General features: G+C 28.9%; 21 protein-coding genes. 14 read left to right on the top strand and 7 right to left on the bottom strand.

The features are described from left to right. Window positions 1-8 precede the first annotated feature (8 nt). The 4 genes from ACMCMH_RS09310 to ACMCMH_RS09295 form a co-directional block, all read right to left on the bottom strand. Window positions 9-1,730: a diguanylate cyclase gene (locus tag ACMCMH_RS09310; protein ID WP_412724879.1), complete on the bottom strand. Its 1,722-nt coding sequence runs from the start codon at window positions 1,728-1,730 to the stop codon at window positions 9-11. A gap of 122 nt (window positions 1,731-1,852) precedes the next feature. Beyond that, entirely contained in the window at window positions 1,853-3,214 is a 1,362-nt protein-coding gene (locus tag ACMCMH_RS09305) for a hypothetical protein (protein WP_412724877.1), read from the bottom strand. A 118-nt stretch (window positions 3,215-3,332) separates the two neighbouring features. Beyond that, window positions 3,333-3,587 carry a hypothetical protein gene (locus tag ACMCMH_RS09300; RefSeq protein ID WP_412724875.1) on the bottom strand — a complete coding sequence of 85 codons (255 nt, stop codon included), beginning with the start codon at window positions 3,585-3,587 and terminating at the stop codon, window positions 3,333-3,335. 1 nt (window position 3,588) lies between these two features. Then, entirely contained in the window at window positions 3,589-6,225 is a 2,637-nt protein-coding gene (locus tag ACMCMH_RS09295; RefSeq protein ID WP_412724873.1) for a ubiquitin-like protein, read from the bottom strand. Between the two features lie 259 nt (window positions 6,226-6,484). Between ACMCMH_RS09295 and ACMCMH_RS09290 the strand changes: the two genes are divergently transcribed. Beyond that, window positions 6,485-9,199 carry a BspA family leucine-rich repeat surface protein gene (locus ACMCMH_RS09290; RefSeq protein WP_412724871.1) on the top strand — a complete coding sequence of 905 codons (2,715 nt, stop codon included), beginning with the start codon at window positions 6,485-6,487 and terminating at the stop codon, window positions 9,197-9,199. A 92-nt stretch (window positions 9,200-9,291) separates the two neighbouring features. Here the strand turns inward: ACMCMH_RS09290 and ACMCMH_RS09285 are convergent, their stop codons facing one another. Together ACMCMH_RS09285 and ACMCMH_RS09280 are read right to left on the bottom strand one after the other, a co-directional pair. Then, complete coding sequence (locus tag ACMCMH_RS09285) at window positions 9,292-9,954, bottom strand: response regulator transcription factor (RefSeq protein ID WP_412724869.1); 663 nt, start codon at window positions 9,952-9,954, stop codon at window positions 9,292-9,294. A 16-nt stretch (window positions 9,955-9,970) separates the two neighbouring features. Continuing rightward, a complete protein-coding gene (locus tag ACMCMH_RS09280) occupies window positions 9,971-11,818 on the bottom strand; it encodes a 7TM diverse intracellular signaling domain-containing protein (RefSeq protein ID WP_412724867.1) in 1,848 nt (615 codons plus the stop codon). A gap of 116 nt (window positions 11,819-11,934) precedes the next feature. On the opposite strand from ACMCMH_RS09280, the gene ACMCMH_RS09275 reads away from it, so the two are divergent. The 4 genes from ACMCMH_RS09275 (at window position 11,935) to ACMCMH_RS09260 (ending at window position 16,591) form a co-directional block, all read left to right on the top strand. After that, window positions 11,935-13,734 carry a 7TM diverse intracellular signaling domain-containing protein gene (locus ACMCMH_RS09275; protein ID WP_412724865.1) on the top strand — a complete coding sequence of 600 codons (1,800 nt, stop codon included), beginning with the start codon at window positions 11,935-11,937 and terminating at the stop codon, window positions 13,732-13,734. Next, window positions 13,724-14,413: a response regulator gene (locus ACMCMH_RS09270; protein ID WP_412724863.1), complete on the top strand. Its 690-nt coding sequence runs from the start codon at window positions 13,724-13,726 to the stop codon at window positions 14,411-14,413. The genes ACMCMH_RS09275 and ACMCMH_RS09270 overlap by 11 nt, the downstream gene beginning before the upstream one ends. 118 nt (window positions 14,414-14,531) lie before the next feature. Next, window positions 14,532-15,719: an EAL domain-containing protein gene (locus ACMCMH_RS09265; RefSeq protein ID WP_412724861.1), complete on the top strand. Its 1,188-nt coding sequence runs from the start codon at window positions 14,532-14,534 to the stop codon at window positions 15,717-15,719. Between the two features lie 11 nt (window positions 15,720-15,730). Next, complete coding sequence (locus ACMCMH_RS09260) at window positions 15,731-16,591, top strand: hypothetical protein (protein ID WP_412724859.1); 861 nt, start codon at window positions 15,731-15,733, stop codon at window positions 16,589-16,591. A gap of 2 nt (window positions 16,592-16,593) precedes the next feature. Here ACMCMH_RS09260 and ACMCMH_RS09255 read toward each other — a convergent pair whose 3' ends face one another. After that, on the bottom strand, window positions 16,594-16,998 hold the full coding sequence (locus tag ACMCMH_RS09255; protein ID WP_412724857.1) for a hypothetical protein: 405 nt from the start codon (window positions 16,996-16,998) through the stop codon (window positions 16,594-16,596). 115 nt (window positions 16,999-17,113) lie between these two features. Here ACMCMH_RS09255 and argB point away from each other — a divergent pair, with 115 nt between their 5' ends. From argB to ACMCMH_RS09210, 9 genes are all read left to right on the top strand, one after another. After that, window positions 17,114-17,968, top strand: coding sequence for an acetylglutamate kinase (gene argB, locus ACMCMH_RS09250; RefSeq protein WP_412724855.1), 855 nt, complete (start codon window positions 17,114-17,116; stop codon window positions 17,966-17,968). Window positions 17,969-17,982: 14 nt separating this feature from the next. Continuing rightward, the gene (locus ACMCMH_RS09245) at window positions 17,983-19,011 is read left to right on the top strand and encodes a phosphagen kinase (protein ID WP_412724853.1); all 1,029 of its coding nucleotides are present in this window, start codon (window positions 17,983-17,985) and stop codon (window positions 19,009-19,011) included. A gap of 75 nt (window positions 19,012-19,086) precedes the next feature. Continuing rightward, the gene (locus tag ACMCMH_RS09240; RefSeq protein ID WP_412724851.1) at window positions 19,087-21,210 is read left to right on the top strand and encodes a TonB-dependent receptor; all 2,124 of its coding nucleotides are present in this window, start codon (window positions 19,087-19,089) and stop codon (window positions 21,208-21,210) included. A gap of 8 nt (window positions 21,211-21,218) precedes the next feature. Further along, window positions 21,219-22,643: a 4Fe-4S binding protein gene (locus ACMCMH_RS09235; protein ID WP_412724849.1), complete on the top strand. Its 1,425-nt coding sequence runs from the start codon at window positions 21,219-21,221 to the stop codon at window positions 22,641-22,643. A 66-nt stretch (window positions 22,644-22,709) separates the two neighbouring features. Continuing rightward, window positions 22,710-23,141: a TonB-system energizer ExbB gene (gene exbB, locus ACMCMH_RS09230; RefSeq protein ID WP_412724847.1), complete on the top strand. Its 432-nt coding sequence runs from the start codon at window positions 22,710-22,712 to the stop codon at window positions 23,139-23,141. 1 nt (window position 23,142) lies between these two features. Further along, window positions 23,143-23,523: an ExbD/TolR family protein gene (locus ACMCMH_RS09225; RefSeq protein WP_412724845.1), complete on the top strand. Its 381-nt coding sequence runs from the start codon at window positions 23,143-23,145 to the stop codon at window positions 23,521-23,523. Then, entirely contained in the window at window positions 23,516-24,229 is a 714-nt protein-coding gene (locus ACMCMH_RS09220; protein ID WP_412724843.1) for an energy transducer TonB, read from the top strand. Before ACMCMH_RS09225 ends, ACMCMH_RS09220 begins: the two co-directional genes overlap by 8 nt. A gap of 47 nt (window positions 24,230-24,276) precedes the next feature. Then, window positions 24,277-24,864 carry a TetR/AcrR family transcriptional regulator gene (locus ACMCMH_RS09215; RefSeq protein ID WP_412724841.1) on the top strand — a complete coding sequence of 196 codons (588 nt, stop codon included), beginning with the start codon at window positions 24,277-24,279 and terminating at the stop codon, window positions 24,862-24,864. A gap of 5 nt (window positions 24,865-24,869) precedes the next feature. Next, window positions 24,870-25,751, top strand: a complete 882-nt coding sequence (locus ACMCMH_RS09210) for a hydrogenase (RefSeq protein ID WP_412724839.1) — start codon at window positions 24,870-24,872, stop codon at window positions 25,749-25,751. The last annotated feature ends 4 nt before the right edge of the window (window positions 25,752-25,755 follow it).

Below are 25,755 nucleotides of genomic sequence, written 5' to 3'. Positions count from 1 at the left end.
GCTATCACTTATTGCAATACAAGGTTATTTCTGCCTAATCTTTTAGCCTTATACAAAGCATCATCAGCGCGTTTTGTAATAGAATCAACTGTGTCATTTTTTTGATATAAGGTTGCACCTATACTTACAGTTTTTGTACCAACTTTTTCGTTTGTATAATTACTTACTATAACTCTAAGTTTTTCAAGATAAAAGATCATCCCCTCTTCATTAATTTCAGGAAGAATCAAAACAAACTCCTCCCCTCCCCATCTTCCAAAGATATCTGATTTTCTCATATTGCTTTTAATGACATTTGAAATATTTTTCAAAACCTCATCTCCAACTAAATGTCCATGAGTATCATTGACCTCTTTAAAATGATCAAGGTCAAATATTGCACAACCAAAACTGTTTTTATACCTCTTACATCTATCGATTTCGGCATTAAACAAATCATCAAGTTTCGCTCTATTGTAAATACCTGTTAGTTTGTCTGTTGTTGCTAAAATTTCTAATTCTGTTTTTGTTTTTTCAAGCTCTTTATTTGCTTCACTTAATTCATCTATTACAGTATTTGAAAGTGTTGTTAAAGCATCTAGTACTAAAAAGTGTTTATTTGTAATAAAGTTTTTTTCTGATTCATCTAACTCATTATTCAAATAATTTTGTTCTTCATTATACTCTTGATTATTCTCTTTTAATCCTAAAATAGTAAGTGTTATATTCAACAACGAATTTTTACTATTTTTTGAAAAAAACTCACCATAAGTAAAAAATCCACAAGTAGGCGCAGTTTTTGCAAGGGGATCAAGTTCAGCTGTTATTTCTGATTGTAAAAAAGATTTTCTAACGGTACAACTATAAGTAAATATTGCTTCAGGTTGAAAAGTTTTGTATTGAGTTATTTTCTTTCTAGTATCTCGCAACACTAAATCTATGTTCCCAAACGCTAACCTTACTTTATCGTCAACTTCTAAATTACCTATAGTAAGAAGTGAGCCATCTTCAAACTTATTTGTAAAGGTACGACATATCTCAACATCACCATCATCTATTTTAAGCAGAGGAAATTCAGTTGCCGAAAAAGGAAGATTATCCGATACATTGTGACCCAAATATTTTTTATAGACTTCAACTACAGGAATACCATCTAGCTCGTACAGTCTATTTTTATTGGCTTTTGTTACGAACATAGTTTGACCTATTGGTTGCCAATTGAGTTGGTAGTCTGTAAAAACTTCTAATCGTTTACTGTTCAGAGATACACCTACACAAGATTTTAAACCAATCGTATCATTGTTGAAAACTAATGTTTGTATAAATGCTCCATTATCTCCTGCTAGTCCCCCTGCTATAGGAATATGAGTATTTACACTACTTATACCATCTACAACATCACTTCCATTTATACAAAGTCCATTTGCAAATAGTATCAATAATTTTGTGTCATCCAAAATTAAAGAGTGTGCAATATCTTTACCTAAATCATAATCTTCACCATTTGTAAAATACCCATACTTTACAGTCGTATGTTCAAATTGAACAATAGAGATAGCAATATTCTTTTCATATACTACAGAACCATTTATTTCACCTGCTGTTGTTGTTCCTATAAAAGAGATCTTTGGATTTTTTTCTCTAAATATCGACTGAATTTGTTTGACTTCAAATTCAGAATTAAAACCTGAGAAAATTTGTACTAAACTATTTTTAGCATTTAGATTCTGCAAATCTAAATTTTTTTCCATATCTTCTATACTTCGGAAACACTTATTAGCAATATTCATTTTTGCCTTTCTAGTAATTTGTTGATTTTTAATATTTAAACAATTATCTTTCAAAGTTTCCTCTGAAATATAATTGTATTATTTTAGTCAGCTTTTATACATCTCACACTTATACCATACTGCATCTCAGAACTTCTTGTTCCAGCATTTACATAAATAGCTGCACTACTTCCATCTGCATCATAAGTTTTAATAGAATCACTTGATATACCAAGAGTTGTAGTTGCAAGTGATATAACTGTTCCTACACTTCCTATAGTACCATTGTTTCGTAAACGGTAACCAGCAGCCGGTGTTCCTAAAAAGCTATTAAATAAATCTGTACTATTTAATATTGCATAAGCACCTGTAAGGTCAGATGTCTCAGCTTTTATTTCTGTTTCTGTTGGTACTCTATAACCTACTGGACATACACTACTTCCATCTGTTGCCGACCATCTTGCCTCTCTTTGTGTACGATTTGCATCTGCTGTTGTCCAATCTTCATAGTTACTTACAGCCGTAATAAAACTATTACTTGTACTTGTGATAGTTGTCTCTTTTGTAGTAGTTATACCACTAGTAGATTTTTCATGTCCATCAGCATCTCTTCCCCACTGAAAATAATCTCCAAAACAATTTGTATCATTTATATCTTCACATACTCCACTAGCTCCTATATTTCTATCTAACCAATATTTACCTGTATGAGGAGATTTTACTATACCGTAAGAGATATTATTGTGTGTTATATTCTTATCTTCGATAGAGTTTGTATTATATTTATATGCACCAAGCGCTTTTTCCATATTATCTACTGTTCCATTATAGTCTTGCACTTTTTTTAATAAACTATTCATTCTTATTGCTTTTTGGGCACTTAATGTTTTATTTACATCTCTACTAGACAATGTAAACATTTTATCTAAACCTGTAAGAGTTCCATTATTTTCAACACTTTGTTTAAATGTTTTTGTTAAGTTTTCATCTTTTAAAATAACATATAAAATTTGAGAAAGTTTACTAAGATTTGTATCATTTGTATCTACATAATCTACACTAAAATCATCTAAAGTAGATTTGCCAAGACCTAAACCTGCAAACTTTGTTAATAACGAAGCGTTATCTTCCAAAAAAGTTGTAATGGGAGAAATAACTGTGCTTACACCATCTGAAACACTCATGTTTATATCAAATGATACATTACTATCCTCTATTACTCCACCCGTTGATGATATAGGATAAACAGGTTGATTTTTAAAACTATATCTACCATTTGCTTTATATGTTGCTACCTGACCATCTGCATCTCTCACTGTTGCATTTTTAATGTAACCATCAACAACAGTAACTTCAGTCACACCTGATATACCCTCTGTTCCAGATGAACTTCCTGAACTACCACACCCAACAAAAAACATTGCAGTCACTAAACTTACAATCCCTACTTTTACTTTTGAATTCATATTTCTTCTCCTGATTTACATTTACTAAATAATATCATTATTAATATTATATTATAGATAATAACTAACTATAATATATAAAAATAAATTATCTTTGCATTTTTATTTTCTAAGTTTCTTAGTTATATTTACAAATATCACTATTAGTACTACTTGGATTTGTTACGCTCCAAGTACCATCTATGTTTACTACTATATTTACAGCGCAAGTTCCACTATATGTTGATATAGTAGTACCTGCTGCTAGTATTTTTGTTTCTCCTGCTCCTATTGTATTTACTGCTGCTGTATTATTACCACTTCCATCACTCCCACAACCACTAAAAAATAGTGTTGTTAGTAGAGTTAGTGTGATTATTGATATCTTTTTCATTTTAGTTATCTCCTTTTATCATAAGTTTTCCAGTTGATGAAATTGTTGTATTTATCTCTATAGTTCCATCCTTTTTTACTATTACTGTACTTCCAAGAGCAAATTTATCTCCATTTTCTGTATCGATTATCTCAATACCAGCTTTTTTAGGAACTGTTTCTCCCTCTTTATTTGTAGAGATAGAATATTGTATACCGTCAACTGTTACATTTGTATCAACACCTTGAGATGAGATCGTAGTAGTTGCATTTTCAAGATATGAGATCGCTCTTGATACAAGATCATTTTTCCTTACACTATGTTGAGCTTTTATATCTCCACTTGCTTTTCCCAATACTTCTATATTTGTTATATCTCCATTCTTAGCATCAACTAGAGAAACAGATGTATTAAGATCTCCATTTGATTCTTCTTTTACAGTAGTACCTATTACTTTTGAGATAGCTTCTACATCTCCAATACTATGCACTGTTCCATTGAGATCTTTTTTTATTTTTCCGTGACTAGTATTTTTATCGATAGAAGTTTTATCTTCAACAACAAGTTTAAAGTATGTAGATACATTTTTATCATTAGTGTCTTTTCCAAATACTTCAATAAAGTATTTCCCTAATAATGAACTATTATCATCAATACCATCTTTTACACCAAATACACCTATACTACTATCTAACTCTAACCAATCTGTGATATTGTTATCTGCTTTTACTTCACTAAAGCTATAGCTTGATACATTTTCAAAGTAGCTAGTGATATTGAGATCAAAGTCTTGTGTATTGTTTACATCTATGAGTTGATCATCTATTGTTTTTAAAAGTTTTGGAGTTGTTGTCACAGGTGTTGTATCTACTGTATAGATATCATCACTTTCTAACTCTTTTTGATAAAAGCCTACTATATCTCCATCGTTATTTACTTCATATACTATAAGGTATTTGCCTGATTGGGCACTTGGGATATTTGTTCCACTTGTGTATGGTAAACTTCCCAATGGTGTATCTTCTCCATAAATTCCATGGTCAACCTGTGTGTTACTATACATATATTTTAGAGTATTTCCAGATTTTGGTGTATATGTTACTTTTGTTGTGCCATCTGCACTTCCTTTTTCTATAACTGGTGTAAGTATTTGTGCTTCACCTTTTACTATGATTTTGAAGTTATGTTCAACTTCATTTGTACCATCGCTTAATACTAGGCTTATGTTATGTTCACCTACATCTGAGGCAGTTGGCGTTCCACTTAGTTTTGTGGAAGCGTCTATTTTTCTAATTTTATTATTAGAAGAGTCTGCAACATATACATTTCCACTACTATCTACTGCTACGCCTGATGGATAGTCAAAAGTAGCAGATGTGCCAGTTCCAGCTAAGGTTGTAACAACTCCACTTGGATCTATTTTTCTAATTTTATTATTGGAAGAGTCTGCAACATATACATTTCCACTAGAATCTACTGCTACGCCCTTAGAAGATTTAAAAGTTGCAGATGTTCCGTTTGCATCAGTTGAACCTTCACTTCCACTTCCAGCTAAGGTTGTAACATTTCCACTTGAATCTATTTTTCTAATTTTATTATTAGAAGAGTCTGCAACATATACATTTCCACTAGAATCTACGGCTACTCCATAAGGAAAATTAAAAGAAGCAGATGTTCCGTTTGCATTAGTTGAACCTCGACTTCCACTTCCAGCTAAGGTTGTAACATTTCCACTTGAATCTATTTTTCTAATTTTATGATTATTCCTATCTGCAACATATACATTTCCACTACTATCTACTGCTACTCCATAAGGATTATTAAAAGAAGCAGATATTCCACTTCCATTAGCTGAACCTTGACTTCCACTTCCAGCTAAGGTTATAACATTTCCACTTGAATCTATTTTTCTAATTTTATTACTAGAAGAGTCTGCAACATATACATTTCCACTACTATCTACTGCTATTCCATGAGGATTATTAAAAGAAGCAGATGTTCCATTTCCATTAGCTGAACCTTGACTTCCACTTCCAGCTAAGGTTGTAACATTTCCATTTGAATCTATTTTTCTAATTAGATGACTACTATAGTCTGCAACATATACATTTCCAATACTATCTACTGCTACTCCAGTTGGTAAATTAAAAGAAGCAGATGTTCCAAGTCCATTAGCTGAACCACGAATTCCACTTCCAGCTAAGGTTGTAACTGTAGTATCTGAGATTAAACTAAGCCAAGATGGTAAAGTAGTTCCATCTTTCACACTCCAATTTAAATCATCCCCATCAGCATCACTTCCTAAAAGTGTATAACTATACTCACTTTCTGCATCAACACTTGTGATATCAGTGCTTGTAATTGTTGGGGGTACATTACGCAAAACTAATATGAGATGTAAAGTTGATTCTTTTTGAATATTATAATCACTTAATGTTCGACCATTTTCAAGCTCTTTTCCTGCAAAAATAAGTTTTTGTTGCTCTGGAGGCATTCCTTCTTTATCTTGTATTTTAGCTTTAACATTTTCTATGCTATCACCAGCTTCTACATCTAAGGTAATAGTTTTTCCTGTTAGAGTTTTAACAAAAATCTGCATAGCAAACAGACTATTTGTTAATAGCATTACAAAAAAAATAACTTTAATTGTATTCTTCATGTTCTTTCCTTTTTTTTATAGTTTTTGTCTTTACTAAAAGATTGTATATAAAACTTTTGTCAACTTTAGGCAAATCTTCAAGTTTTTCAATAAATTTTTTATATTTACTATTATTCTAACAAACTTCTGACGGAATGGTGACGGAATTTTGAGAAATTCTAAATTTTAACATTTAAACAAAATTGAAGCTAAAAAGCTCAAATTGACAAAAGTTGCCAAAAGTTTACTTTACAATAGATGCAAAGAAAGGGAAAAAACAATGAAAACAATAAAAAAGAAAATATTAGCACTCAGTACCATAACAGCAATAGCCCTAAGTGGATGTGGTTCAGGATGTGGTTCAGGAGGTGGTTCAGGAGGTGGTACTCCAACAGTTACAGGTGTTCTAGCAGATGGAGCCATAGGAAATGCAAGTTATGAGTGTGATACAACTACTGGGTTTACAAATGTAGATGGAGAGTTCACTTGTCCCGTTGGTTCTGCTGTAGATTTTTACTATGGAAATATCAAACTAGGTGGAGTAGATAAACTCCCAGATGATAAGATAGTTCTGATTCAAGATGTATTAGATGTAAATAGAAGTGAGGTAAATAATCCAGAAGTTACAAGAATGGCAGTATTTTTACAATCACTTGATAATGATGGAGATCATGACAATGGTATATATCTAGATCCAAAGATGATAGAAACTCTTGTGACTGATAAAAAAGATTTTACAGAGTATGATGATTCACAAATTGAGAACATCATCGATACAGTTATCTCAAATGAAACAGATAATAAGAATCTACGGAAAGTGAACAAAACAACAGCTCAAACAAACTTACAAAAGACTACAGACAATGTAAAAGAATATGGAACTATAGATGGTGAAGTAGATGATACATCAAATTTAAGTGATGATACAACAGCACCAAACAAACCAACATCTAAAACAGACCTAGATATCACAAGAGATAATAGTGAGGAGGTGATAGTATCAGGTGAAGTGGGAGCTAAAATATTTATAGATGGTAAAGATACCAACAAAACTATAGGAGAAGATGGTACTCAAAGTATAACTTTAGATACAAGTGGAGCAAATGGAACTAAAACATTTGATATAACTTTACAAGATAGTAACAATAACACAAGTGGTTCAACAACTGTAACTATCACTAAAAAGTCACCTTGTCTGACACTATCAAGTATCAACTACAATGGAGCAATACTCGCAGACACCAACTATCTAGGACTAGGAACTGACTATAATCTTACAGTAGAATTATCAGATACTATTACAAGTGCAGGACTAAATATATCTGCTAGTTCTGATACAAATGCAACTGTAGGAACACTTTCAACTCCAAACGATACAAATGTAACCTTTTCTTATAATGCACCTGCATCTTTAATGGGAATGGCTGATTACAATACTTCAGATACACTATCTATCGTTCATGATGGTTGTCCTGCTATCACTGCTAAGGTACCATTGTACAAAAAATATGTTGCACCATTTACAAAAGATGAATTAATTACTTTGATTAGCAATTATACAACTGCTTATAATTCAGACCCAAATTCTGCTTCTACATTATCTTTAGCACAAGATATTATCAATGCCGATATTTCACAGATAACAGATATGTCAGGTTTATTTTCAAATTTATGGACTTTTAATCTTGATCTAAGTAAATGGGATACTTCCCATGTAACAAATATGGATACTATGTTTTATAATACAAGAGCATTTAATCAAGATATTGGAGATTGGAATACTTCTAATGTAACGGATATGACTATGATGTTTGAGTATACAACAGCATTCAATCAAGATTTATCAAACTGGGATGTTTCTAAAGTGATATACTTCAACAAAATGTTTGATGGTGCAACAGCATTCAATCAAGATTTATCAGCTTGGGATGTTTCTGATGTAGCAGAACATCCAGATTTTTCTACTAATTGGGGTGGTGGTACTGAGCCTACTTGGTATGTAGCACCTATTACTAGAGCTGAATTAGATACTTTGATTAGTGATTATACAACTGCTTATAACTTAGACCCAAATTCTGCACAAACATTGGAATATGCACAAGAGATAATCAATGCAAATACTTCCCAAATAACTGATATGTCACGATTATTTTTGAGTAAATCAACTTTTAACCTAGATATAAGCAAATGGGATACTTCCAATGTAACAGATATGAATGTTATGTTTGCTACTGCATCTACATTTAATCAACCTTTAGACTGGAATACTTCTAATGTGACAGATATGAGTTATATGTTTAAAGGTGCATCTACATTTAATCAACCTTTAGCTTTTGATACTTCTAATGTGACAGATATGAGTCAGATGTTTCAAGATGCAACTGCATTTAATCAACCTTTAACTTTTGATACTTCTAATGTAACTACCATGTACAATATGTTTGATGGTGTAACAGCATTTAATCAACCTTTAACTTTCAGTGATACCTCTAGTGTAACTAATATGAAATATATGTTTCAAGATGCAATAGCATTTAATCAACCTTTAGCTTTTGATACTTCTAGTGTAACTGATATGTCTTATATGTTTAAAGGTGCAACAGCATTTAATCAACCTTTAGATTGGAACACTTCTAGTGTAACTGATATGTCTTATATGTTTAAGGGTGCTACAGCATTTAACCAATCTTTAAATTGGAACACTTCTAATGTAACAACTATGAAACAAATGTTTATTGAAGCATCATCACTTAATCAACCTTTGACTTTTGACACTTCTAGTGTAACTACTATGAGTGGTATGTTTACTGATGCAACTGCATTTAATCAACCTTTAACTTTTAGTGATACTTCAAGTGTAACTAGTATGTACAGTATGTTTAGAAGGGCAACAGCATTTAATCAAGATTTATCCACTTGGGATGTTTCTAATGTAACAAATCATACATATTTTTCTGATAGTTGGGGTGGTGGTACTGAGCCTAATTGGCAATAATAGAAGTTAAATAATACAACCTACACACAACTACAAAGGTCAAGTAAAAAGTAGAGATACTTTAGCTTGACCTTTTTTTAAAACATTAAAACCTACTTTGACTCTAACACATAGCCATATTTAAAACACGATTTAATCAAATCTTTTGTTGTTTTTTTTCTTACTCTTTTTGCTAATGAAAAAATAGCGTCTTGTGAGTATTCTTCTACATTATACACATAGTTGTGTATCTCTTCATAAGAAACGCTGTGGTTCAGTTTCAACACAAGTATCTCTACAAATGCTTTTTCATTGTTTGTGAGTTCTATTTTTTGTGTTTCTAACTGTAAAACTTTACTCTCTTGATTCCATTCATATCCATGGTTTAGTGCCATAAATCTATTTTTTATAATTCTATTTTTTGCTTCTAAAATAGATTTTTTTAGTTCATTCATTTGTACTGGTTTGATAAGATAACTTGATAAATTTAAAGGAATCACTCGTAAAAAATCTTCTGTATTTGTATGTGCCGAAAGTACTATAATTTCACAATAATGATTTGTATCCCTTATATCTTCGATAAGTTCTACTCCAGTAAGTTTTGGCATATTTATATCTGTAAGTATTATATTTGGTAAGTTTTTCTTATAGATTGCTAAAGCTTCTATGCCATCCTTAGCTTGATAAATTGTGTCACAAAATATCTCCAAATACTGCACCAACCTATCTAATAATTTTGGTTCATCTTCAACGACAAGTATTGAAATAGTGTTCATAGTTCAATCTCCTTTTTTAAGTAATGATGGTAAATTTAGCACCATTGTTTGTATTTTTTACACTTATATCTCCACCCATACTATTTTGAATAATATTTTTTGAAATATACAGCCCTAGTCCTGTCCCTACACTTTGATGTTTAGTAGTTATGTATGGTTCAAATATTTTTGGAAGTAACTCTTCTTTTATTCCACCTGCATTATCTTCTATACTTAATACAATTTTATCATTGAATTTTTCAGATTTTATATAAATTATTTTTTCCTCTTTTGTTGATAGAGCGTGTATAGCATTTGAAAGAATAGAGATGAGTACTTGAACATATTCATCTTTTAGTCCAAATATTTTGTCAGATTCATTTATATCTATTTTCGTTTTTATCTCACTTTTATAAAGAGTATTACCTATGATTAACAATGCTTTGTCCACTGCTTCTTTGACATAAAAATCCTCTTTGATTTTGTTTGGACGAAAATATGTCAAAAAGTCTTCCACTGTTTGAGACATATGTAAAAGATTTGAATCTATATGGTCCAATTCATTTGTAAAGTTTTCATCAGACAATTTACCCAATAATTTTCTCTCCCTTAATATTCCTGAAGAAACACTAATCGTAGCTAAGGGTTGTCGCCATTGGTGGGCTATATTTGCTATCATCTCTCCCATATCTGCCATTTTCGTTTTTTGTAAAAGTAAAAGCTGTGATTCTTTTTTTTCATCTTCCATAACTTTAAATTTATAAGAGAGTAAATAAGAAAGCATCAATGCCTCAAGTATGATACCAATCCCCACACCATGATATGCTATGTAAGAATAATCCACCATTCCTAGATAAAATAAAATCGCATAGATATTAAAAATCAAATAAAAGATATGAGCAAGTAAAAATAGCTTTATCATTTTGTTCTTTTTTCTATAAATACTTATACCAATCCACAAAAATACTACAAGAGTATAATTTAGTACCAAAGATAAAAGCTGGATAGCTTGTACAAAATCGATAAGACCATAGATAAAATTAGCTAGTAAAATTACATTCATAATATTCAAAGCTTTATGTTCTGTTTTATAGTACTGTTTTGTATCAAAAACAGCTTGTACAAAAAGAGCCAAAAACATAGGAATAAACATCAAAGCAAAGTTAAACTTAAAAGGGATAAGTCCATAAATATGGAAATAATGGGCAAGTGAACCATACATATAAAATATCCATACCGTAGCACAAAATAGGTACAATGAATAGTATAAATACTCTTTATATCGTGAAGAGAAGTATATAAATAAATTATAAATAGCTAAAGCTAAGAGTAAACCCACAAATAATATTCCATCTACTTTTTGATAAACTAAATAGTTATTAGAATTTTTTTCATTAAAGATAGAAAAACTGTAAAAATGATAAGCAGGTGTAGTTTGATTTATATATATTGTTTTATATTCTTGTGGTTTGATTGAAAATTGGAAAATAGAATCAGCACCATACATATCATCTTTTACATCATCTGCATAGATATTTAACTCTTTTGTATTTAGAAGATTATTTTGATTGTCTACTTCAAAATACCGTATATCTAAAAAAGTGTATCCTAAATCTTGATGTAAAAAAAGATTTTGTGTTTTATTTGTTGTATTAAAAAGTTTTACTTTTACCCAAGTATTTGTAACTTTTGCCCCTAAAGTATCACTACTTTTACCTACTTTAAAATTCATAGAAGCTATATCTTCGAATTTTAACTCACCCGTAGTATCAATAAAATACTCAACCTCAAAATTTTCAATACTCACCTCATCAGAATCTATAGTAACTAGACTCTGGGCAAAACTGAAGTTAAAAACCAATAAAAACAACCATATAATTCTCATGAACCAACTTTAATATAGAATTTACTATATGATACCAAAACATTGTCGGAACGGTGACGGAAATATAAAGATTTTTTTATGGTATAATAGTAATAAATTGTATATAGGTTATTTTAATGAAAAAAATATTTTTTATATTCTTGCTTTTTACAAATATTGTATATGGACAAAGTATAAGCGTAAATCATATAGAAAATATTTATGACGATTTTGAAGTAGCATATTATAACGATCAAAATAGTTCACTTTCCATAAAAGAGATATCACAAAAAAACTTCACAGAAACAACGACAAATAAATTTGCCCTAGGATATAAAAAAGGAACTATTTGGTATAAATTTTCTATTTCTAATAACGCTAATACTACAAACTTCATACTCTCTTTAAATGAGCATTTTTATGAAAAAGCAAATCTATATCATTATGAAAAAGGATGGATCAAAAAATCAAATAGTGTTTTTACCCCCTTATCGCAAAGGGAGATAAAAAATAGTAAACTATCATTTTCTCTTAATCAAAAAACAAATACAACACAAACATACTATCTAGAACTAAAAGGTAAATATGCTTATTTTGGAGATATTACACTTTATGAAAAAGAGTCTTTTTATTTTGACAAACAGATAGATTCAAATACTCTTTATTTGATTTTATTTGGTATTTTGATCATTATTATTATTTTTAATCTTTTCTTATATTTAAAAATAAAAGAAAAAATGTACTTATATTATGTGGGATATAGTTTTTTTAATTTAGTATTTGTGATAAATATAAGTGGATTATTGGCATATCTAAACTTACAGTATTATTTATATGATTTACAATTTTCAGCTGCATTTATGGTAGGATTCTTGATACTTTTTTCACAAGAATATCTAGAGATAAGAAAACATTATATACTTATGGATAAATTACTTAAAATCTTAACATTTGTATTTTTTGTTATAGGATTTTTAGTTATTTACTCATATCAACCTTGGAATAAAGTTATCAATAATCTTTCAGGTGTAGTTACTATACTCCTAATTATTTTAGCCATTCTTGTTTGTTTTAAACAACATCAAAAAACAAAATTATACCTTTTAGCAATATCTATATTTTTTACTTTTGTGATATTTTTTACTTTTATGGTTTCAGGTATTTTAGAATACTCCTTTCTTACACGATATGGGTTTGTGATAGCTCTTGTTTTTGAAGCAACTATTTTTAGTCTGATGCTTGCAAATCGTTACCATAATTTAAAAGAAACAAATGAATTGTATTTAGAGATAGAGATAAAAAAACAAACAAATGACCTTGTTTCTTTGAACAAAAAACTTAAAAGTTTAGTTCAAGAAAGAGAGTTACTACTCAAAGAAGTGTTACATAGAGTGAAGAATAATTTTCATATTATCATAGGAATTTTATGGTTTCAAAAAAATAAAGTACAAGATAAAACAATTTTTAATGAACTTATAAATAAAATAAAATCTATGTCAAAAATCAATGAATATCTTTACAAATCAGAAAATATAAATGAGGTCAACACAATTGAATACCTCAATGAAGTAATAGAGTTAGCAGCTAGTTTCGATACAGAAAAAATAACACTCAACACCAATATGGAAAACTTAACAATAAAATTTCATGATGCGATGTCATTGGGAATAATAATAAATGAACTTATCACAAATAGTATAAAACACAATCAACACTTAAAGAAAATCGATATTCAAGTCAACCTTAGCAAAAAAGCAGGTGTTTTAAAGTTGGAACTAAAAGACAATGGTCATGCCTTTGATATGAAAAATTCAGAAGGTGGTATAGGACTACTACTTATTGAAGAATTTTGTGGTAAACTTAAAGAATCTGAATATAGATTCACTTTTGAACAAGGAAATATTTTTTTATTGAGGTTTAAGTATAATGAAATTTAATAGCGTACTCATAGTAGAAGATGAAATAATAGCGATGCAATACCTCAAAGGTATTTTACAATCTTTTAATATTGATTCTATTTTTGAAGCTAAAAATGCTAAAGATGCAGAACATATCATCAACTTAGTAAAGATAGATTTAGTTTTTATGGATATCAATATACAAGGTGTAATCGATGGAATAGAATGTGCTAAAAGACTCAACCAATCTTACTTTTTACCCATTGTTTTTACTACAGCACATAATGATTCAGAAACGATAAAAGAGACAAGTCAAACAAATATCTTTGGTTATCTTTCTAAACCTTTTGATGAAAAAGATGTTGAGATAGCTTTGAGCATTGTTAATAAACTTCTTCAAAATAGTAAAACTAAACATATAAACCAAAATAGAATTATTGTAACATTAGATTCACAATACACCTATGATTTAGACACAAAAACTTTATTCATCAATCAGATTCCACTTAAACTTACAAAAAAAGAGATAGATATTTTATACTTATTTTGTACTAATATCAATAACAATATCTCTTATGAATCTCTCAAAGAACTTATTTGGAATTCAAAAGATATCTCAAACTCTACAATTAGAGATACTATTTCACGAATAAAAAAGAAAACACCAAATCTAAATATTGAAAATATTATCAACTTTGGATATGTTTTAAAAGTATAATAATAAGATTAATAGTGATCAAATATATCTTAAATTTTTAGTTTGATTAAAAACTATACAGATTTATATTTGCAATAACTATATACATAGTATATAATATACAAAAAAAGGATATTAAATGATTGAAGAGTTAATAAACAAAAAAAGAATCAAGATATTTTTTCAACCAATTATTTCTATAAAAAATAAAAATATTTTAGCATTTGAAGCACTTACAAGAGCGTATGATGATAATGGTGATTTTATATCTCCAATGTATCTTTTTAAACAAGCTCAAAAAGAGAACTTAGGAAATGTTTTAGATTCGTATGTAAGAGAATTAGCACTTGATAAATTTATATCCTATCACAAGAAAAATAAAGAGATTTTATTGTTTTTAAACTTTGAGTCTTCATTTATTGATAGTGAAGAGTATTATAAATTTATAGATATTGTAGAGAGTAAAAACATCTCCCCTAAAAATATAGTATTAGAGATAAAAGAAGATGAGATCAAAGATAACACTGCTATTAAAAAGTTTGTTGATTTATATAGAAAACATGGTTTTATAATTGCTATTGATGATTTTGGAACAGGTTATTCTAGTTTTGATAGACTTGCTTTGATCAAACCTGATATCGTAAAAATAGACCGTTCAATTATATATGATGTTCATGAAAATTTCATAAACTCTGAAATACTACATGCTGTATCTAAAATGTGTCATAAAATTGGTGCAATTGTTCTAGCAGAAGGGGTTGAAAAAAAAGATGAAATACTTAATTGTATGGAAAAAGATATTGATATATTCCAAGGGTTTTATTTTGAACGACCACAAGATATTATTGACTGCAAAATAGAAAAAGATATTTATAATTCCATCAATGATATAGGGGACAACTATACAGAAAGAATACACAATGTGATTGATCAAAAAAGAGTTACTTTAACAAATTCGGAAAACTTATCGCATAAAATAATTGAAGAATATAATAAAAATGCTCATAATTTAGAAGAGAAACTAAAAAATATCATCATAAACCATAGTCACTTAGAAGCAATATATAAAATTGATTTTCATACAGGATTACAACATCAAGATACTATTATTAATATTCAAGATAGTATTTTATTTAAACCAACACGAGATAATCATGACCATAGCTTAAAAGAGTATTATTTCATCGCAAAGAACTCTTCAAGATGTAACTATCTTAGCACAAAATATATTTCAAAAGCAAGTGGTAATATGTGTCGTACCTATTCTACTATTGTAGAGATTAAAGATACTAAATATATATTGTGTTTAGATATTGTAACTCACTAAAAAGGTAAAATATGCAAGAATTTATGCAAACATATAAAACAAATAGTGAAGATATCAACAAATTTTTAACAGAAACTATTCGTAATGTAGGGGAGTTACATCTCAAAGAATCTGATAATTTTAAAAAGCTTTTTAAAATATTTCCATCATTGGAACTAGCTTATTTTTGTGATAGTCAAACTTTAAATCAAATTTCAAATAATATTTATAGAACAAAAATAAATACTATGCAAATAGGTAGTAATAGACAATATCTTCTAAATAAACTCCACTTTAATGAAAATGATATCTCAGTTTCTCAACCATACATCAGTAGTGCTTCAGGAGCTACTTGTTTAACAGTTGCAAAACAAGAAGGTGATAAAATCTATTTTTTTGATTTTAAAATAAATCAACTTCTACAAAGATTGGGTCTTGTTGAAGTACATAAAGAGTTCAATATACTGAGTAAAAGTTTTTATTTTATTACTGCATTTGTGATGATGCTTTTAGCATTATTTGCAGTGGGTTATTCATTTTTTGAATTTATAAATTCGATTTTTTATAAACCAGGTCTTTCTATTGAGTCAATTTTCAAACCAGTTATAGCTCTTACATTAGGATTGGCTGTTTTTGACTTGGCAAAAACAATACTCGAACAAGAAGTGGTGTTTAAGAGCTATTCTAAAAATAGTGCTTCTGAGTATAAAGTTCTTATTAAGTTCTCTGTTACTATTATCATCGCCCTACTCATAGAATCACTTATGGTAGTGTTTAAAATTGCTATTGATAATTACTCCCAAATGATACATGCTGTATCACTTATAGGAGGTGTTTCTTTTTTATTTATCGCTTTAGGTTTATTTATATATTTCACTAAAAAAAAGAATTAACTTCAATTTTTTGTGTTGTATTTATCAGGAGAAGTAACAAAAGCTAACCATCTTAATAAAAATAAGAACAGTAACACTCCTGAAAATATTAAAATATGATAGTTAGGTGTACTTCCGAAAAGAGTTTCTATACTATCTATTTTGATCTCATTAATTTTAACAACATTAACGATTAATTCTCGTAATGTCAAAATAATAAAAGCATCAATAAGTATCCGTATTTGCACTCTTTTTTCTCTTAAAAAACTCATTACAGCACGCACAATTTCAAGCATAATTATAAAGTATAAAAGATATATAATGATATTTATCATACTATTTGTACCAATAGCTATCACAAATAAAACACTTGCCAATATCAATTCTATATAAAATTTATTGTAGAAAAAAGCTCTAAATTTTCTCATTTACATCCTTTTGTAAAGTTATATTTTTCGTATTATAACTAAATAATGTTATTTTATTTGTTACTAGAATGTAATTTTTGTTATAATACTTACAACTTATTAAAAAGGTAAAATAGTGAAAAAAAAGATAGAACAAGCAAAACTACTCCTTGATGCATTGCCTTACATAAAAAAATTCAAAAATGAAATTTTTGTTATAAAATATGGTGGTTCTGCACAAATAAATCCAGAATTAAAAGACAGATTTGCCCAAGATATTGTACTTCTTTATATGGTAGGGATCAAACCTGTTATAGTACATGGTGGTGGAAATAAAATAAATTCAATCTTAGATAAGATGCAAATACAAAGTGAATTTGTAGATGGGATGAGAGTTACAGATGAACAAGTTATGGAAGTAGTTGAGATGGTTTTAGCTGGAAACATCAATAAAGAGATAACTACTTTGTTAAATGTTCATGGTGGAAAAGCTATTGGTATTACAGGAAAAGATGGTGATTTTTTAATAGCCAAGCCAAAAGATAATGGAAGATACGGACTTGTTGGACAAATTACAGATGTAAATAATGAAGTCGTTGAAAACCTGCTAACAGAAAAATTTATCCCTGTTATTGCCCCTATTGCATCTGGGAATGAAGTAAATCATCCGGGATTTAATATCAATGCTGATCTTGCAGCTAGTAAAATTGCAGCTTCATTAAAAGCTAGAAAAGTAATATTTATGACAGATATAGCAGGAGTTATGGATAAAGATAAAAATTTATTAACAACTCTTACTGAAGATGAAATCAAAGCATACAAGAAGGATGAAACGATTACAGGCGGTATGATTCCAAAAGTTGATGCTTGTTTAGAAGCTATTCATGGTGGAGTAGAAAAAGCACATATCATTGATGGAAGAATTCAACATTCATTATTATTAGAAGTATTTACAAGTGAAGGTATAGGAACAGTTATCAAACAATCTTAAAATAAGGAAAAAATATGGAATACCCAAAATTTACTCAAGAACACAAATCGCTTATGGCAAAATATCTTACAAAAGATGTTTTTGAAAGTTTAAAAGATAAACAAACAGAAAATGGTTTTACTATTTTGGATGTTGTTAACTCTGGTGTACAAAACCCTGATAGCGGGATTGGTGCATATGCAGGAGATAAAGAATCTTATACAACATTTGGCGAGTTTTTTGACCCTATTATAAAAGAATATCATGGTTTTACAAAAGAAGATACACACCAAACAAATTTAAATCCAGATGATTTACAAGCTGTAAATCCAGATCCAGATAATGAGTTTATTGTATCAACAAGAATTAGAGTTGGTAGAAATTTAGATAAGTTTCCATTAGGACCTGCTATTTCTGATACACAAAGAAAAGAGATTCAAACTACTGTAACAGATGCTCTTAACTCTTTAAATGGAGAGTTTAAAGGTCAATACTACTCACTAGATGATTTAAGTGATGAAGATAGAGATACTTTAATCAAAGATCACTTCTTATTTAAAGAGGGAGACAGATTTTTAGAAACTGCTGGATTAAATAGAAACTGGCCAAAAAATAGAGGAATATTCCATAATACTGATAAAACATTTTTAGTATGGGTAAATGAAGAAGATCAACTGCGAATTATATCTATGCAAAAAGGTGGAGATATAAAAGAGGTATTTACACGACTTATCAATGCTATTAAACATTTAGAAAAAACTATGGCATTTTCATTTTCAAAACACTTAGGATATATCACATCGTGTCCTACAAACTTAGGAACTGCTATGAGAGCTAGTGTTCATATTGCTGTACCAAAGTTAGCAGAAGATATGGATAGATTTAAAGAGATTACAGATAAATACCACTTACAAATAAGAGGTACAGATGGGGAACACTCAAAAAGTACTGGTGGAGTTTATGATATCTCAAATAAAAGAAGATTAGGTGTAACAGAAGTACAATGTGTTCAAGATATGTATGATGGTGTTGTAGAGCTAATCAAAATAGAAAAATCATTATAACAATTACTTATTAACACTTAATTAACACCTTAAAGATAAAATTCAAAAATTACATTTTATCTTTAAGGAAAATCAATGAAACTTTCAAAAAACAAGTTTTTACTCTCATGTATTTTACTCAATTCACTTAATCAAATTTATGCAAATGATACGCTAGGAACTATAAGTGTATCATCTTCAACTATTGATGACAAATTCAAAAACTTAACAACAAAAACCTCAAGTAGTGCAATAATAAGCTCAGCTGATATTGAAAAAATAAACCCCACTAATATTGAAAATATATTAAATACTATACCTGGAATTACAGCATCAAATGTTGGTAATGATAGAGTTAAAATACATATAAGAGGTATAGATAATCAAATGTACATGGGTGAAAATCCTGGTGTTGCTGTTGTTATCGATGGTGTACCTGTACAAGAAACATCGGGAAAAATAAATTTAGACCTTGATAATATTGATTCTATAAAAGTTATAAAAGGTAGTGCTAGTTATCTCTATGGAAACGATGCTATTTCAGGTGCGATTATTATTACTACAAAAAGAGCTAAAGGTATAAATAGCTCAAAAGTAGAAGCAGAAATGGGTAGTTTTGGTTTCAAACGATTATTAGCTGGAACAAATCAAAGTTTTGAAAATGGAGCTTTCCAATTGCAAGGAACAATCAGAGATACTGATGGTTACTGGGATGATGCATATCTAAAACACAAATCAATTAATGGAAAATATCAACACTATCTTACAGAAACGAGTGATATAACATTTGGTGCAGATTATACAAAAAGAAAAACAGGAGACGGAACAAGTATCCACGGAGAATCAAATGCGAAATCAAATCCTACAAGTAATAATGAGGTGTCATATTCTGGATATCATGATACAACATTATTAAAAACATTTATTACTTACTCAGACGATATAGATGACACTTCTAATCTTATGATAAATCTTTCAAGATATAAAGATGACACGACTAATCTTTATTCACCAATAGATCTTAATAATGACGGTTTAGAGGAGAGTCATAGAAATAAGTCTGATGAAGAATGGATTCAAAATACTTTTAAAAGTGAGTATAGAAAATCATTTGATAAAGTTGCAATTATGGCAGGTGTGAATATTGCTAGAAACAAACAAGAGAATAAATCTAATGCCCAAACTAATTATAAAAATGGTTATGGTCCAAGTGCTACGAATGTTAAAAAAGGTGATATTGTTGGTAGTTCGCACAATGAAGAGGATATCAATGCTATTTATCTAGAACTACAAAACCACTTAACAGATCACTTAACTTCAACAATAAATTTTAGACACGATGATATCAAATATAATTACAAAAATAATCTTGACAAAACGCTCAATACTACACCCTCTTATAACGCCAATACCTATAGAGTTGGGTTGAATTATAAATTGAATAACAATCACAATATTTACACAAGTTATGCAACAGGTTTTAGAGCACCAACAGCTCAACAAATAAGTGGGAATATAGATAAACTCCAAGCAGACCCAACACTTGATATTCAAACAACTTTAGATATAGAAACTACAAATAACATAGAGATTGGAATTACAGGAGATATTTCATCATTTCAATATGATGCATCTATATATCAACTTGATAGAGAAGATTATATAGGTATACGAGCAGGAAGTTATATGTGGTCATCTGATGATGATGCCGATAAATCAGTTGGAAACCTTGGAGATATGAGAAGTCGTGGTTTTGAATTAGCACTTAATAGTGATCGTTCTAAAATGGTTTCTTTCTCTATTGCCTATACCTATTTAGATGCAAAGTTCAAAAAATATTCTATCAACCCAAATGATGGAGGGAATCCCCCAATAGATTTAAGTGGAAATATAATTCCTAGAACCTCTAAACATACTTTAAATCTAACGCTTGATTTTAAATTGGCAGAAGGTCTTATTGTATCTCCAGAACTTATAGCAAAAAGTAATTATTTTGCAGATGAAGATAATAAATATAAACAACCTGGATATGAAGTTGTAAATTTAAGAACACAATATAAAATAAATAACTCACTAGAGATATTTGGAAAAATAGAAAATCTTTTAGATAAAGATTATTATCAGTTTATTCAAGTTGGATACAACAAAAACATGGAAGATGCTACTATTAGAGTTGCCCCATCACGAGCATATTATGCAGGTTTAAGATATAAATTTTAGGGATAATGATGATTGAAAAAAAAGAAAAAAAAGCTTTTTGGGATATTTACAATATCCCTATTTTAGGTTTTGTATTTAAAAACAAAATATTTATAAGAACAATTCAAATTCTTACTTTAGCACTATTTATTTATGGCATATATATGGGATTTAAGGAACCGACAAGTGAAAATATTTTCACAAAAAAATTGTTTTGGGGATTATTTTGGTCATTTTTTATTGTTGTATCATTAACTAGTTTTGGAAGAATATTTTGTGGTATTTGTCCACATGGATTTTTAGGAAAATATATAACTCAATTTGGTCTAAAAAAAGATATGCCAAACTTTTTAAAAAATAGATTTTTAGGTATTTTACTGTTATTTTTTGGATGGTGGGCTATATATTATGCAGCCCCAGGTTTTTGGAGAGTTCCACTTGCTACTGCATGGTTATTTACAGTGCTTACTCTTGTAGCTTTTATTATGTACTATTTATATAAAGATATGAGCTATTGTAAATATATTTGTCCTATTGGAACACTTTTGAAATCATATGGTAAAATTTCACCAACTTTTTTAAATACATACAAAGAAGACTGTAAAGATTGTAGAACTTTTGAATGTGCAAAAGCCTGTAGTTATAATCTTAAACCATTTACTTTTAACAAAAAAAACTCTATGGAGGATTGCACTTTATGTATGGATTGTAGTAGTGCTTGTGATGCTGTTGCTTTTAATTTTGTAAAACCATCTAAAACATTATTTGAAAAATTCAAGTACCAAAAAGCTGAAGTTTGGTCATTTATTCTCATAACAGCAGCTATCAGTATCACTATGGGCTTTCATCATGGATTAAATAGAACTGCCATTGCAGATGATTTTATTTGGTCAAAAACAGCTTTATTTACAGAAAAATATATCACCTTCGGTACACTTGATAGTGTAGGTATATTTGCATTTATTTATGCTGTATTATTTTCTATAATTATTGTTTATATTGGAATGTTTATCGCTAGCAAATTTTTAAATGTTTCATTTGAAAAAACATTTTATACTCTAGGTTATGCTTTTGCTCCATTGTTTATTATAGGTGGGCTAGCTCACCTTATTAGTGCATTTAGTACACATAATTATGCTGAGATTGTAAATGGATTTATTTATGGATTTGGACTTGAAACTTCTAATGTAGAAAACCTATCAAATAGAGGTGACAAGTGGTTAATGTTTTTACAAATCATACCTTACATCGCATCATTATGGGCTTTTTTAATTCTTTTTAAAAGGTTGCAACAATTTAATACCTCAAAAATAAGAAAAACATTTGCTTTTATATTTGCATCTTCTTTAATCCTATTTTATCTTGGTCAAAAAATTTATACTGGTTATGTATTTAAAACTTATGGAGTAAAAAAACACACATCACATCACCAACATAAAGCAACACATAAATAAAATTTAACACTTCATTAACATCTGATGGATATAATATATCAAATTAATTTAATTGGATGTTAATAAATGAATATAGAGTTACTTCAAAACATTGTAGATTATGGAATTATAGGTATTCTTATATTTATGAGTTTTTTATCAATTTGGTTTTATATTGAAAGGTTACTTTTTTTTAAAGATCTAAAACTTTCAAACTACAAAGACAAAGAACTTTTAGAAATAGAGATCACAAAACATATAACAATCATATCTTCAAATGCTTCAAATGCTCCATATATAGGTCTATTAGGTACGGTTTTTGGTATTATTCTTACATTTTATACAATGGGTATAAGTGAAAATATTGATGTAAAGATGATTATGAGTTCACTTGCTCTTGCACTAAAAGCAACAGCAATGGGACTGATTGTTGCGATTCCTTCTATGATATTTTATAATCATTTAACAAGAAAAATTGAAGTCTTGGTTGCTTTATGGGAAGTAGAAAAAAAGAGATAATATGCAAATTAAGAAATTTGATTCAATAAATGTTGTCCCTTTTATAGATATTATGTTAGTACTTTTAGTCATTGTACTTACTACAGCAACTTTTGTTGCGCAAGGGATGATTCCCGTAGATTTAAGTACAGCAAAAAGTTCTTCAAAGCTTACAAAAAATGACACTTTGACAATCACTATAAAAGAAAATCAAAATATATTTTTTAATAAGACTAAAATTTCAAAACAAGATATAGAAAAAAATCTTTTAAAATATAAATCAAATACAGCTATAAAACTTAACTGCGATAAAAATCTAAAATTTAGTGAGTTTATTTATCTAGTAGATATCTTAAAAGAAAAAAACTTTACAAATTTAAACATAGTGACAAAATATGAATAGATACATAAAGTCGTTTTCTATTGCATCTATTTTGTATGTAGGCATATTTGTATCATTTTTATACTCATTTGAAAATAATGCTCCACTACAAAATAAACAAACAAAAAGTGAAGAGCTTGTCAAATTTACAATCATACAAGAATCTGCCCCAAAACCTGCACAAAAAATGGTAGAAAAAAAACCAAAACCAATTATAAAAAAAGTAGTAAAAAAAGAAAAAACTACTAAAAAAATCAAACCCATTGTAAAAAAGAAAAAAGAGATTATTAGAAAAATTGTTAAAAAACAGACCATAAAAAAAGAAAAACAGGTGAAAAAAGTCATTCACAAAAAAAGTGAAACTATAGTAAAAAAACAAATTAAAAAAAACAAATCTACAGTAGTAAACAACAAAAAACATTTAGAAAATAGCCATCAAAAAAAGATGATGCAACAAAAATACTATTCAAGTATAAAAGAAGCAATCAACAAAAACAAATCTTATCCAAGAGTAGCAGTAAAAAGAGGTATAGAAGGGATAGTTGAGATTCAATTTACTATTTCTAAAGAGGGGAAACTCTTATCTTTTCATATTATAGAGGGAAAAAGTGTATTTAAAAAGTCTATTTCAGATGCTGTAAAAAACAGCTTTCCGTTAACACCTCCAAAAGGTATTTTAACTTCCAATAAAAATCTTTCTTTAAAAATTGATTATCGATTATATTAATACAATATTATTATTGTATAATCTGCGTTATTATCAAAGGAAATGACTTGTCAGAAAAAAAGCAACGAAAAAAAGAACAAATCATACAATGTTCACTAGAACTTTTTTCAAAAAAAGGTTTTTATAACACTACTATTCCAGATATTGCAAATGCTTTAAAAATGAGTGTTGGGAATATGTATAATTATTTTAAATCAAAAGATATTTTAGCAAAAGAGATTATACGATTTATATCTATTTACTTAGGAAAAAAGCTAAAAACTATCAATGAACAAAATCTAAATACAGAAGAAAAAACAAGAAAAATAGTTGAGATGTACTTTACTATTGCAATAGCACATCCTGAAATGATCGATTATTTTCTAAGAATTTATTTGTCAAATAGAGAAATATTTACAGATGGTTGTGAGGGGATGATTTGTGTAAATGAGTTTGTAACTGAAATTATGATCTATTTTGAAGAGGGTGTAAGTGCTGGAGACTTAAGAGATCAAGATTTTTTTAGTGCTTTTGGACTTTTTATGGGATATCTTGGTGGAATGGTTTTTTTAAAAGGTGAAAATATATTACCTAAAAATCTAGATGAATATATAGATGATATTTCGTTCAACATATATAAAGCATTGAGTGTATAAAAATAATGAAACAAAAAGTGAAAGTGTTGTGGATTACAGGTTTAGCTTGTAATGGAAATACACACTCCTTTTTAAACTACCCATATTTACAACAATTTTTAGATGATTTTGAATTTATCTATCATCCTATTATAGATTCACAGTATTCATTAAAACAGATTGTAAATGAAACTATCTCTTGTGATGTGTTACTCATAGAAGGATCTCTTTCTCCTGAAATTTTAAAAGCAGATAAAAAACTTGATGATATTATTTTTAACTATGCAAAGGTTGTTTCAAAGATAATCACTGTAGGTACATGTTCAACTTTTGGTGGAATATTTAGGCAAAGTGAATACGAACATGTCACTGGGTTACATTTTGATGAGAAAAAGGAAGTAAAAAGATTTCATACATTAAAAAATAAATCGGTTAGTATCTCTGGTTGCCCTATTCACCCAGAACTATTAGTAAATACTTTATATTCAATCAAAAATGAGATAAGTTTAAAACTTGATGAATATTTAAGACCAAAAGAGTATTTTGCATATACCATACATAATGGTTGTACAAGAAATGAATATTTCGAATATAAAGTTGACAATCATCAGTTTGGAAAAAAAGAAGGATGTATGTTTTACGACCATGGTTGTCAAGCACCATTTACTCATGGAAGTTGCAATAAAATTTTATGGAATGAGGTTAACTCAAAAACAAGAGCAGGACAACCATGTATGGGATGTACTGAGCCAGACTTTCCAAAAGCAAATCTTTATGAAACCAAAAAAAATATGGGAATCCCTGCAAACCTTCCACTTGGTGTTGCAAAAAGAACATATCTTACATTAGCTGGAGTAACGAAAGCATTTACTATAAATCGATTAGAGAAAGATATATTTGATGATTAAATTA

Origin of the sequence: Arcobacter sp. 15-2 (assembly GCF_047159865.1) — a bacterium.
In the GTDB taxonomy this organism is placed as follows: domain Bacteria; phylum Campylobacterota; class Campylobacteria; order Campylobacterales; family Arcobacteraceae; genus JAIOSF01.
The sequence above is the reverse complement of the archived record's forward strand: the minus strand, read 5'-3'. Positions and strand labels throughout refer to the sequence as shown.